Consider the following 12771-nt stretch of genomic DNA (forward strand, 5'->3'; position numbering starts at 1 on the left):
CGGTGAACACATGACATACACGATTCGCGAATGGCTTAGGGCATGAAGGCTACAGTCGCGGGCGCTCCCGTCAGCTTCGGCGTGTTCGAACTGACCCCTGACGGTGCGCCCACCATTACCGCAGATGAGATCGGCGAGATTCTTCAGGCGACCGGCTATGCCGGTATCGATCTCGGTCCGGCAGGGCTTCTCGGCCGGGGGGACGAACTGCGCGGCAGGCTCGACCGTTTCGGCTTGGATCTTGCCGGCGGGTGGATCCAGATCCCGTTCACCGACGACGAGGCGTTCGAAGCCTCCATCCCCGGTCTCAGGGAGACGCTGCGTGCGTTCTCGGAAGCGGCCGAGCGGGGGCCGGGGAGACTGCCGCTGCCGACGCTTGCGGACGACGGATCGGCCCTGCGCGTCGCCAACCCCGGGCGCGGAGCCGAGAAGGACCCGCTGTCCACGCACGCGCGTGAGCGTCTCCACGCGAACGTGGACAAGGCGGCGAGCATCGTCCGGGACGCCGGTTTCGAGCCGACCTTCCATCATCACGCAGGCACGTTCGTCGAGTCTCCGGAGGAAGTCGACCTCTTCCTCGAAGGGACCGACGTGGGTCTTACCCTTGACACCGGCCATCTCTACATCGCGGGTGGTGACCCCGTCGAGGCGGCTCGGCGATGGGGATCACGAATCAACCATCTTCATCTCAAGGACGTTGACCGGGCTGCGCTCACTCGCATCCTGGAAGCCGGCGGAGGCATGACTGAGGTCTGGTCCGGTGGCTCATTCGTCGCCTTCGGGCGCGGAGATGTCGACCTGGAAGGCGTCATGAACCTCATGGACCAGTCCGGATATGACGGCTGGATCGTCGTCGAGCAGGACGTCCTGAACGGGCCAGACATCGCTCTCGACCAGTTCCGGATCGCGCGCGCCGACGACCAGCGTGTGAACCGCGAGGCGCTGCGGATGTGGGCATGAGCGCGCCGGAGATGGGCGGAGACCTGCGCGTCGGCGTTGTCGGCGCCGGCATCATGGGCGCCGATCACATCGCTCGGATTGCGAAGCGGACTTCGGGCGCTGTGGTCTCGGCGGTGGTCGACTCCGACCAAGGGCGAGCGACTGCGGCGGCAGCGCAGGCGCCCGGAACGGCGGTGTTCGCGCGCGTCGAGGACGCTATCGAGTCCGGCGCTGTGGACGCAGTCCTCATCGCGGTTCCCGGCCAGTTCCATGAGCCTGTGCTCGTGCCGGCGCTCGAAGCTCGTCTTCCGGTGCTGTGCGAGAAGCCACTTACCCCCGACTCGACCTCAGCCATGCGGGTGCTTGAACTGGAGCAGAAACTGGACAGACCTCACATCCAGGTCGGGTTCATGAGACGGTTCGACGCCGAGTATTCGGCACTACGCGACCTGGTCGCCTCCCAGGACGCCGGCGCGCTTCTCATGGTCCGCGGAGTTCACCGCAACCCGTCCGTGCCCGAGTCGTACATGCAGTCCATGATGATCACCGATTCGGTCGTTCACGAGATCGATGTCGTGCCGTGGATCGCCGGCTCCACCATCAAGACCATCGAGGTCAAGTACCCCCGTCGGAACTCACTCGCACCGGAACGGCTCCGAGAGCCGATTCTGGTCATCATGGAACTCGAGAACGGCGTCCTCGTCGATGTCGAGTTGAGCGCGAGCGCGCAGTTCGGATATCAAGTCGCGACGGAAGCTGTCTTCGAGCGCGGCATCGCCCGAATAGGACAACCCGCCGGATTGCAGCAATGGCGTGCTGGCAGCTTCACTGTTCGCGACCACGACTCCTACACCACGCGGTTCGCCGCGGCATACGACACCCAGGTGCAGCGCTGGGTGGACGCAGTTCGCAACGGCTCACTCGTCGATGGTCCGAACGCGTGGGACGGCTACGTCGTGGCGCTGGCGTGCGAGGCAGGAGTTCGGGCGCTCGATGGGGGCGTCATTCCGGTTGAAGCGGCGATCCGGCCGGACTTCTACGCCTGACGTCGTAACGGAGTAGCCATGTCGAGCGTCCTCGCCGAGGACAGGCTGACGAGGTGTTGTGGTTGCAGCTGCGGGAGCTCATCGGGTAGCGCACGCGGCCGCGTCAGCTCGCATCGAATGTCGTCGTGCCCGTGACCTGAGGAACGTCTACCCAGCGGCCGTCGCGCGCGCTCCTCAATGCGGCGTCAGCGACCTCCGCTGCCGCCCAGCCGTCCGCGGCTGACGGCGCGAGCTGCCGGTCTTCGTGAATGGACCCCAGGAACAACGATGCTTCGATCGTCTTCAGATCGTCGAAGCCCATGCTGGTACCGGCACCAGGTTGGAAGTGTCCGAAGTCTCCGAATCCTGGCTGCGCCATGACGGTGCGATAGCCAGCGCGGTCGTCGGCCAGGAGCAGTTCATTCATGCGCTGGAAGTCCCAGCGCAAAGATCCTTTCGTGCCGTACACGTCCACTCTGTACTCCGCTCTCGGCCCCACCGCCGTCCTGCTGGACTCGAAAACGCCCACTGCACCTGACTCGAACCGGCCGATGACAGCGGCGTAGTCCTCGTTCTCGACCTTTCCCGTCGGCCCGCCGAGGGCCCCGCTGCTGAAGTGGCTCGCAGCACCGCCCGACGGCAGAGGGCGCTCCTTGATAAAGGTCTCGCTCGCCGCCGTGACGCTTGAGACCCGACCAGCGAGAAATTGCGCCAGGTCGATGCCATGTGACAGCAGATCGCCCGCGACACCCGAGCCGGCCTGGGATCGCTTGAAGCGCCATGTGAGCGCCCCGGACGGGTCTGCCGAGTAGTCCGCCAGGAAGCTCACGCGCAGGTTCGTGATGCGTCCGAGTGCCCCACCACGGATGAGCCGCCGCGCTTCGGCCAGCGCCGGAGCGTGGCGGTAGTTGAAGCCCACGGCCGTGACCAGGCCCGCATCCGCAGCGCGCTCTGCGATCGCGCGCGATTCGTCAGCGCTACGACCCATCGGCTTTTCGATCCAGAACGGCTTCCCGGCACCGATGGCAGCGAGCGCGATCTCGTGATGCAAGAAGTTCGGTGAGCAGATGGACACCGCCTCGATCTGCGGGTCGGCGAGAAGATCGCGATAGTCCTGGACGGTCCGTTGGTAGCCGAGGACGTCGGACGCATACCGACGTCCACTTTCGTCCGGGTCGGCGGCCGTATGCAGCGACGCCCGAAGCGGGAGCTCCGGAAAATGCTGAGCCGCGGCGAGGTACGCGCGCGAGTGCAACCTGCCCATCCAGCCCACCGAGATGAGTCCGACGTTCAGTGTTCGGCGGTTCTTCATTGAGCGCCACTCCAATCGTGTTCGGTGTGCAGTTGTTGCGACCAGGCTTGGCATTCCTAGTTCATGTGCATATGATAGGACAAACTACTCTCCCACTCAAGGAACGCGCATGCCTCTCGTTCGAATCGACCACAGCGACGCCCGTACCAACTCGACCGAGATCGCCGCGGCCGTGCACCATGCCATCGTCGCTGTCTACGGCATCCCGGTTCGCGATCGCTTCCAGGTCCTCACCTCTCGCCCGGCGACCACGATCGTCGCGGAGGATGCTGGCCTCGGCTTCGACCGCGCCGACCCGGTGATCATCCAGATCTTCACCCAGCGCGGCCGCACCGACGAGACGAAGCAAGCCCTCTACGCCGAGATTGCCACCCGGCTCGCTGAGGTGGGTGTCGGCGGCGAGGATGTCTTCATCGGCTACGTCGAGAACGGCCCGCAGGACTGGTCGTTCGGCTTCGGCCGCGCGCAGTATCTGACTGGCGAACTCGCCGTGCCGGCGGCGAAGCCGAACGTCGCGGGAGTGTGAGGGACGCCGCATGACCAGCCTCACCGATTCCCCGGTCCGTCCCTTTGCCCGGGCAGCTGAACGATTCCCTACGGTCTTGTGGAACGACTCTGCTGACCCCGCTGAGCTTCGCCGCTCCATCGAACTCGGCGCGGTCGGCGCAACCTGCAACCCCGTCATAGCCCTCACGGCGATCCGCAACGACCCCGCATACTGGACGCCTCGACTGCAGGCACTCGCAGTCGAGCACCCGACCTGGGGAGAGTCTGAGCTCGGCTGGGAAGCAGTCAAAGAACTCTCCGTCGAGGCCGCGAAGCTCCTCAAACCCGCGTTCGACGAAAGTGGCGGTCGCGACGGGCGCCTGTCTATCCAGACCGATCCTCGTCTGCACCGCGATGCCGAGGCACTTGTGGCGCAGGCCGTCCAGTTCTCGAAGCTGGCCGAGAACATCATCGTGAAGATCCCGGCTACCGACACCGGTATCCACGCCATGGAGGAGGCCGCATTCCAGGGGGTCAGCATCAACGCCACCCTCAGCTTCACCGTTCCCCAGGCTGTCGCGGTCGGCGCGGCACTCGAGCATGCGCTCGAGCGCCGGCGCGAGGCAGGGCGTCCCGACCAGGAGTTCGGCCACGTCGTCACGATCATGGGTGGACGGCTCGATGACTGGTTGAAGACCTGGACGGCGAAGAACCGCATCCTCACGGCTCCGGGAACACTCGATTGGGCCGGCGTCGCGGCTCTCAAGAAGGCATATGCCATCTTCCGCGAGCGGGGGTTCCGCAGCCGCATCCTGTCTGCTGCGTTCCGCAACCACCTGCAGTGGTCGGAACTGGTGGGCGGTGACCTCGTCGTTTCGCCGCCCTTCGACTGGCAGCACCGCATCGACGCGAATGGCATCCCCGCTCGGGATCGAATCGCAGAACCCGTCCCCACGGCGGTTCTCGACGAGCTTCATTCGTTGAGCGAGTTCCGCCGAGCCTATGACGTCGACGGGCTTCGCGCGGGAGAATTCGCCGACTTCGGCGCCGCACGCAACACACTCCGCCAGTTCCTCGACGCCGATGCGCAGCTTGACGCCTTGGTGCGGGACGTCATCGTGCCACCCGCCTGACGGATCTTCGTCTGGCACATCGCTCGCCCCGGAGCGCCGAGGATCGCTGCCCCACTGCGAGTTGGGGGGCCTACTCACCGCAAGTCGAGGCCGGGCCTTCTCGACGCGCTCTCGTCGTCGCGACCCGTCATGTCGGCGTGCAGCTTGTCGTGCAGCCGGAGACGCTCCCGAATGGAAGGGGCGTCTGCGGCGCGCGAAAGGTGCGCAACGTCTGCCCTGCCCTCGCGTGGACTTCCCTGCAAATTTGTCTGTTGGCGGGGAAGGGGCTTCTCACAAGGCGGGCGGTGGTGCACTTCCTCGCACTACTGATGCTCGCGGCGCACAGGACGCCTGCGGAGCGCGAAGGCCACTGATCCGGCAAACAGGAGAAGCATCGCAATCGCAGGCAGCCACGGGGGGAGGCCGGTCCCCGTCTCGGACAACTCGCGCGGCTGCTGCGCGCTTGTGCCGGGAGGGTTGCCCGATCCCGGTTCTGCTGGGACCGCCGGCCCGGGATTGCCGGGTCCGGGATCGGTCGGATCGGGATCGGTCCGACCGGTGTACGTGAACGCGTCCGGTAGTGTCGCACTCGACCCCCCTGCGACCGTGAGGGTGACCTCGACGGCGCCCGGCGCGTGCGCCGGAGTGGTCGCCAGACAGAGGTCGCGCGGCTCCTCCTCCGGACCGCTCGGGGTGCGCGAACAAGTGACGTCCGTCGCCGCTGACCCGTCGAATAAAACCGTGGGGAACTCTGCCGCCTCTCCAAGAGTGCCCGGGGGTGTGAAGAGATGCGCGCCGGTGAGAGCGACCCGCGTGCCGCCGCCCTCGGGCCCCCGAATCGGATCGATACCCGACAGCACCGGCGGGGGCGCGTCGACCGTCACGGTGAACGATCCTGAACCGCAGGCCCGGCCCGTGTCGCATACCTGTACGGTGATCGTGCGGGCGCCTGGCGTGCGATAGACGTGATCCAGCGCAAACGCCTGCCCGTTCAGCGGCAGCGCTTGGGCCCCTTCCCCGTCGCCGTAATCCACCGTGGCGGTCCATTCGTTCGCGCCGGGATCGACGAACGCGCCGGCCACGCGCAACTGGCCATCAGATCCGAGCGTGACGTCCTCGAGCGCAGCGATCGCTGGCGGGACGTTCCGCACCGTCACAAGGCGGCTCGTTGTGGCCTGCATACCCCGATCGTCGGTGACCCGAAGCAGGATGACCCGGGAGCCGAACACCGGGAAGTTGACCTGCGCGTTCTCCGTGTCGGCATCGTCCGTCTCGCCGTCGCCGTCGAGATCCCATGCGTAGGCTAGCTGGCCCGATCCGGTGGAGTCGGCGGCGCTGAATGTCGCCGAGGAGCCTTCTTGCACCTCGCTCGGACCGGTGATGAGTGCGAGCGGGTCGGGAATCGGTGAATCTGCGGGGTTCACGGTGCCGGATCCGTGTTCCGCGATGACTGCGCGCCCGGAGGAGGAGCTTGCCCCACTCACATCGAGTCGGAAGAGGCGCGGCTGGGGGTCACCAGCGGCGACGGTCACCACGACGACGGCAGCGCGCGCATCGGCAGTCAATTCAACGGTGCCGCTGCCTGAAATGCCCGGCGGCGCCGAGCCGGAACCCTGCCAGGGGGCGGACACCGACCATGGAACGCTGAGCGTCTCGCCGGGAAGGAGCTGCGGCGCCGAGATCGTGAACGACGCCGTGACCTCCGCCTCACCAGGCGCTGGAGCGATCACCGTCTGGTCACTGGTCTTCACGAGCAACGGTTCATCGTCCGCGATGGTGATCTCGGTGACCCCACCGGACTCCGCGCCGCGTGGATCCGACAGCGCGATGGAGAATGTCTCGTCCGGCTCCAGTTCGGCGTCGCCGTTCACGACGACGGAGAAGGTCTTCGACGTCTCCCCCGGCGCGAACTCCGCCACACCCGAGCCAGCGATGTAGTCGCCGGCGACCGATACGGCACCGCCGGCGTGCGCGGTGCCGTCCTCGGTGCGCCACAGGACAGATGCCGCAGCGGCGCTCGGGCGGTCCAAGGTCACCGTGAAGGATGCCTCTCGCCCGCCGGCGGAACCCTCCACGACGCTCCCGGGCCCCGCGATGCCCACCGCGGGTACGGGGTCGTTGTCGGCGATCGACACCGACGCGCTCGCATCCGAGATGCCGGCCCAGGCGGGAGCATCCGAAAGACGCACCTCGAAGGACCGCTCGACGCCGGACTGCGTCATGGCGTTGTCGATCGTGGGCACCTCGATGACGACGCCCGTCTGACCCGCAGGGATGACAACGCTGCTCGCCGCGCTCTCGTAGTCGGTGCCCGCGATGGCGCTGCCGTCGAAGGTCTGGAAGGCGAGCTGGTAGTCGATCCCGGCGGGATGATTCAGCGTCACCTCGAGCCGCGCTGTCTCGCCTTCGGCCACGGCCGCGTCCGCGACGGATACCTCGATGCCCGGCCCGCGCTGCTCGGCGAGTCGCGCCACCGGGTCACCCGCCAGCGCAAGGTAGTGGTGGTAGTGCAGGCCCGCATACCCACCGACGATCTTCGAGATCGGACGGTCGCCGGGCATCGGCACCGGCGTGGGCGTCGCCACGACCCCGGGAGCCCCGGGAATGCCCAGGTCGTCGGAGTTGCGGCCCCATGCGAGCACGCTCCCGTCCTCACGGATCGCGAAGCCGATCCCTCCGCTGGTGTGTATGGAAACCACCGGCGGGCCTTCGGGCAGCCTGATCTGCTCGGGCGTCGCGCGGAACGACTGCTGCGGGGACTGCCCCTCGGTGCAGCCGAGCTGGCAGGTGCCATCCTGCCCCCAGGCCCACAGGGTGCCGTCGGCTTTCAGGACGACGGTGCCCGCGATCGAGGTGGCGATGTCGACGACGCTGCCAGGCCCCATACCGGGCACCTGTTCGATGTCGTAGGTGTCCTCTCCGGTCGGTCGCCCGGTTCCGACCCGGCCGCACGAGTAGAGCGAGCCATCGCGCTTCACGACGAAGGATGCCTCACGGGTCACCGCGACTTTGCGGTTGTCGGTGCCGAAGCCCTCCACACGCCTCGGCAGCGGTTCGTAGCCGGACGTGGAGCACTGTCCGGCGCCCCAGTTCATCACGCTGCCGTCCTCCATCAGCACGAGGTTGACGTTGAGGCCGAGGCCGGCCTGCCGCACGCCGCTGAGTGGCGCGGTGCCGTCCGGCGTGCGCACGAGCGTCGGGTAGCGACGCACTCCTCCGATGGTGCCGGCGCCCGCGTGGCCGCTCGAGCCCCACACGGCGACCTGGCCGCCGTCCAGGACAGCACCCATGAACGACATGCTGTCCTCACCGCTCTGCGCGAACTTCTTCGCCCGCAGCTGCGTTCCCGGCTGACCGTCGACCCCGACCACAGGGCCGGGCGTCGAGGTGTACCACGGAGCGGGGGGAGCGTCGCCTCGGAACTCGATGCGGCCCCATGACCACACCCGGCCGTCGGGGGAGATCGCAGCAGTCGCGTTGTTCGCATTGGTCACGATGTCGGTGTACGCCGGCAGATCCGTGACGTACGGAGTGCTCATGTGAGCGGGCCAGCCCTCGTGCCGCGTCTCGAACGGGTGCCCCCAGGCGAGAGTTGCCTGGCCCTGGGTCGTGACAGCGAAGCGCAGTTCGCCGTCCCTTCCGAGGGAGACGCTGTTCACCAATGTGCCGGCGGGCATTTCTGTGACCGTCGGGCTACCGGATGCAACTGCCCACTCCACCATCGAGCCGTCGGCGCGCACCGCCGCGGCGCGCTCTCCACCGGCCTCGAGGTGCGCGACCACCGCGCCTTCCGGAAGCTCGACAAGTCGCGACTGAGGGTCGCCGGCGCCGAGCGTCCAGAGCCGATCGGCGGCGTCGAGCACGAGCGAGAAGCCGTCTCCGGCGGCCAGACGTGCGGGGCGCTCCGCGCGCTCCAGATCCTCACCGCTTCCGATCTCGAGCTCGATCCGCACGGGCGATCCGATGCTGCCTTCACCCTCGCCGAGTTGCCCCTGCCTGTTGTCGCCGCAGCCGAACAGCGAGCCGTCCTGAAGCGCGATGAGCAAGTGACCTTCGCCTGCCCCGATGCGCTCGACGCCGGCCGGCAGATCTTCCACCTTCGCCGCGGTGCGCGGGCGAGATGCGGGGTCTTCACCGCCGCTCGTGCCGCAGGCCCCCGCCGTCACCCAGAGGTCGCCATCGGCCACGAAGGCGGCGAACCCACCCGCGGAAACGGCATCCGTGACCCCGCCGAGCAGGTCTGCTCCAGCCCGCACGAGCGCCGGCACGCGGCTACTCGCCGCCTCGTTCCCTGTGCCCAGCGCGCCGCCCGCGTTGGGCCCCCAGGATGCGACCGTGCCGTCATCGAGCACGGCGACGCCGATGCGGTTCGTGTCGGCGTGGGTCACCCGCGGCCCGGTGGCCCCGAGCTGACCCGTGCCCGAGAGCCCCACGACCGGCCCCGGCTGGAACCGTTCACCGCTCGCGCCGTTGCCGAGCTGGTCGCCGTCCGAGCGGCCCCATGACCAGAGCGCGCCCTCCTCGGTGAGGGCAAGCCCCATGCGGTCACCGGCGATGATCCGCCGGGTGGTGTGGTCGAGGAGATCGATCGCGTGCGGACGGTCGGCGGGAAGCGCCGCGGAGATCGACCGACCGACCGCAGCATGGTCAGGACTGCTCGCGGTGCTCCACGAAACGGGCAGTCCGGGCATCGCCCCGTGCGGAGCGTCCAAAGTGCCGTCGTTGCAGTCGTCGTCGATGCGATTTCCGACCACCTCGGTTCGGCCGGGGTGGCGCAGCGCGTCATCGTCGTCGCAATCGGCCGTCGCGCTCCAGCCGTCGTCGTCGGCGTCGGGGCGCATCACGGTGAGATACCAACGCACGGTCGTGGTGCGCCCAAGGGCGTCGGTGACGCGAAGGTCCAGACCGCGCACGCCGAGATCAGCCTCCGTCGGCGTGTATACGAGCGGCAGTCCACCGCCGATCTCGCGTCCCTCCAGCGTCCACGAGACTGTCAGCCCGGCACCGTTACCTTCGACTTCGGGGGCTACGGTCAACTCGTCGCCCACGAACGCGTCGACGTGCTGCCCATCGATCAGCCCGACCTCGGGACCTGCTCCGCGGTCGACGGCGAGAGGCGCGTATGAGGTCGCCTCCCTCCCCTCCGCATCGGTGACCCGCAGACTTACGACGCCGGGATTGTCGGGCCCGATCGCCATCTCCGCGAGCCGGCCGCTCGCGTCGTCGAACTCGCCATCGGCGTCTGTGTCCCACGCGTACGAGGCGATCCCTCCACCCTCTCCCGGCGCCGAGGCCGAACCGTCCAGCGTGACCACCTCACCGGCCGCGACGACGTACGGTCCGCCGGCGTGGGCGCGCGGTGCGGTCTTCGGCACAGCGGCCTGTGCCTCCAGGCCTGCGATCGTCTCGTCCAGCTGCCCCGCGCTCGTGCGCAGCTCCTGCGCAGTCCCCCGCTGGAGCGCGGCATGCTCCCGGTAGTGGTCGTCCATCCGTGCCAGATCCCAGGAATCGGTGGCGAGCATGTGCCCGGTCTCGGCCAGGCGCTGCCGGATCGCGTCCTGTTCTTCGGGAGTGACTCCGAGGTTTGCCAGCGTGCGCAGTTCGGCAGGAGTCCACGAGCTCGTGCCCACCCCGCTCGCCCACTCCATCAGTCGGCGGCTGCGCTGATCGTACGCGGGCATCTGGTCGAGCGATGCGCGAGCGACATCCATCGCCTCAGCGCTGCGCTCCGCGGCTCCGGCGAGCGTGAGACTCAGGTCCCGCAGCTCCCGGGCGTGCCGAAGCGCCCATTCCGGGTCTCCTGCGACCGTCGCGCCCTGGTAGCGCTCCAGTGATCGCAGATAGGCGGCTGCCACCCCACCCTCGGTCGCCGCCTCGCTCGCAATGCCCTGCACCGCAGCCCACGGGCCATACGCCGCATCGGCGACCGGCGTCTCGATCTTGGGGATCGCGGTGGAGTGCTGAAAGTCGTGATCCGGCGGGTCCTCGGCGATGGCTTTGTAGTGATCCGACTGGCTGGCGGCGTAGTTGATCGCACTCTGGAACGTGGCCCACGGTCCTCCGGAAGGGAAGCGGATCACCTTCGTCTCGAACTTGACGTCATTGATCGCGTCCAGGATCGATCCTCGGGACTGCCAGAGGTGATCCAGCCAGGCGATCGGCGCCTCATAGGAGGAGAGGGCCTGCAGCGCTCGCGCCAGATAGTTGCTGTACAGCCACATGCGGCCGAGCTGATTCGCGCGGTCCTTCATCTCACCGATCCACGTGGCGTACGGCGGCAGAACGGCCGGGTACCTCACCGTGATCACGCCGCCGTAGACGCTGTCGACCCCCGCGTTGTAGAACCCGTCCTGGCAGTTGTCGATCACCACGTCGTAGACGCCCTCAGTGAGCGCACCCTGCGGTCCTGTGACCGCCAGCAGTTCGTCGATGAATGCACCGGTGGAACCCGTACCGATGACGACGGCTGGTTCGGTGCCGTCAGCCTGCGTCATGCGCGCCCCGTCCTGCGCACTGCCGGCGGCGACCACATAGATTCGTGCGGCGGGAAAGGCCCAGTCGTTAGTCCCTCCGAACAGGCACAGCGGCACGTTCGAGATCGCTCCGCTCGCGTAGATTCCGCCGTTCGCTCCCGCAGTGATCATGGGCTCGCCGTCCCCGAAGTACAGCAGGTCTGCGGGGTTCGCGCGGGCCGCGAACGGTTGCGCCGTGATTCCGAGCAGCACCGCGAGCAGGAGGCCGAGAGTGCGGGTGAGGCTGACCCGGGTGGTCGATCGTGCGTACATGAAGAGGTGCCTGTCTGGGTGATCGCGGGCGTAGGCCCGCTGCCGCGCGAGACCCGTGCGGCCCCTTCACCCTGCCCGCGTGGGTGTCCCGGATTCCACGGACCCGTGTCCTGTTCCCGAGTGCCTACCCGCCTGGGCGTCCTGCTCCGTGCCGGTGCCAGCAGCCGGGCCACCGGCGCGGAGCCGGAGTCGCTGGCGGCGTGGCACTGACTCCTGTCTGTGCCTCGCTGTGCCCGACGCCATCGCCCACACAGTGGTGACGAACCGCCCTCGCGCCCGGGACGTCGGGCGGTCGAACCTGGTGGGCGCCGGTATCCCGGCATCCGTTCTTGAGATGTGGAGTCGCCATGACCAATTCACCCGCTCCCGCGCGGCAGCCGCTCGTAGAGTCGCGTGCCACCACCGACGCCCGCGTGCCTCGCGTACGCCGGCTGTGGATGCTGTGGGGCATCCTCGCCGGTCTCTTCGGGTTCGTCGCCACGATCCTGCTGGACGTGCGCCCGTGGACAGAGGCCGATTATGAGAAGGGCGGCGTTCTCGCCGCGACGGCCGCCGACATGGCCAACCTGGATCCGCTGATGAACCAGCTCGGGTTCCTCGTGGGCTTCGCGGCGGTGGCGTGCCTGATCGTATTCCACTCGCTCTGGCGCTTGCACGTCGAGCGCGCACGTCCACGCTCGGGCGCGGCTCGTGTCGTCGCAGCGGGGCTCCTTGTCGCAGCATCCGGCCTGACACTCGCGTACGGGTGGAAGGGGTCACTCGCCCTCTACGGCCACGGTGGAGCGGAGTTCGGTAGCTTCGACGACAGCGGTTTGCTGATCTTCTACGCGCTGACCGACTTCGGTGCGTTCATCCCGTGGTTCGGTGTCATCGTGTCGTTCGCGGCGCTCGGTTGGATGGCGTGGGCGGAGCGCGCCGTGTCCCGCATCGCCGGCACGCTCGCGGCCGGTGCCGCGCTGCTGGTCGTGGCGGGTTACGTGGTCACCGGTGTGCCGGGGCTCGCCGGTCCCGTGGGCGGGCTCACGCTCGCGCTGGTGTCGACCTGGATGCTGATCGGTAGTCGCGGCGTCGCGGGCGGCGAGCGATGAACCGGATACCGGGCGCCCAAGGCG

7 protein-coding genes are annotated in these 12771 nt (G+C 68.1%); 5 read left to right on the plus strand and 2 right to left on the minus strand.

Features of this window, described 5'->3' with window-relative positions; translation table 11 throughout:
• The first annotated feature begins 42 nt into the window (after positions 1 to 42).
• A complete protein-coding gene (locus IM778_RS14905; protein ID WP_194409606.1) occupies positions 43 to 960 on the plus strand; it encodes a sugar phosphate isomerase/epimerase family protein in 918 nt (305 codons plus the stop codon).
• An 11-nt stretch (positions 961 to 971) separates the two neighbouring features.
• A complete protein-coding gene (locus tag IM778_RS14910) occupies positions 972 to 1985 on the plus strand; it encodes a Gfo/Idh/MocA family protein (protein ID WP_194411914.1) in 1014 nt (337 codons plus the stop codon).
• 103 nt (positions 1986 to 2088) lie between these two features.
• On the opposite strand, the gene IM778_RS14915 is transcribed toward IM778_RS14910, so the two are convergent.
• On the minus strand, positions 2089 to 3276 hold the full coding sequence (locus IM778_RS14915; protein WP_194409607.1) for a Gfo/Idh/MocA family protein: 1188 nt from the start codon (positions 3274 to 3276) through the stop codon (positions 2089 to 2091).
• Between the two features lie 109 nt (positions 3277 to 3385).
• Here IM778_RS14915 and IM778_RS14920 point away from each other — a divergent pair, with 109 nt between their 5' ends.
• The gene (locus tag IM778_RS14920) at positions 3386 to 3802 is read left to right on the plus strand and encodes a tautomerase family protein (protein ID WP_194409608.1); all 417 of its coding nucleotides are present in this window, start codon (positions 3386 to 3388) and stop codon (positions 3800 to 3802) included.
• Between the two features lie 10 nt (positions 3803 to 3812).
• Positions 3813 to 4895 carry a transaldolase family protein gene (locus IM778_RS14925; RefSeq protein WP_194409609.1) on the plus strand — a complete coding sequence of 361 codons (1083 nt, stop codon included), beginning with the start codon at positions 3813 to 3815 and terminating at the stop codon, positions 4893 to 4895.
• A 302-nt stretch (positions 4896 to 5197) separates the two neighbouring features.
• On the opposite strand, the gene IM778_RS14930 is transcribed toward IM778_RS14925, so the two are convergent.
• Complete coding sequence (locus IM778_RS14930) at positions 5198 to 11659, minus strand: Calx-beta domain-containing protein (protein ID WP_194409610.1); 6462 nt, start codon at positions 11657 to 11659, stop codon at positions 5198 to 5200.
• A 347-nt stretch (positions 11660 to 12006) separates the two neighbouring features.
• Here IM778_RS14930 and IM778_RS14935 point away from each other — a divergent pair, with 347 nt between their 5' ends.
• On the plus strand, positions 12007 to 12747 hold the full coding sequence (locus IM778_RS14935; RefSeq protein WP_194409611.1) for a hypothetical protein: 741 nt from the start codon (positions 12007 to 12009) through the stop codon (positions 12745 to 12747).
• Positions 12748 to 12771: the final 24 nt, after the last annotated feature.

It is taken from the genome of Microbacterium cremeum, assembly GCF_015277855.1.
In the GTDB taxonomy this organism is placed as follows: domain Bacteria; phylum Actinomycetota; class Actinomycetes; order Actinomycetales; family Microbacteriaceae; genus Microbacterium; species Microbacterium cremeum.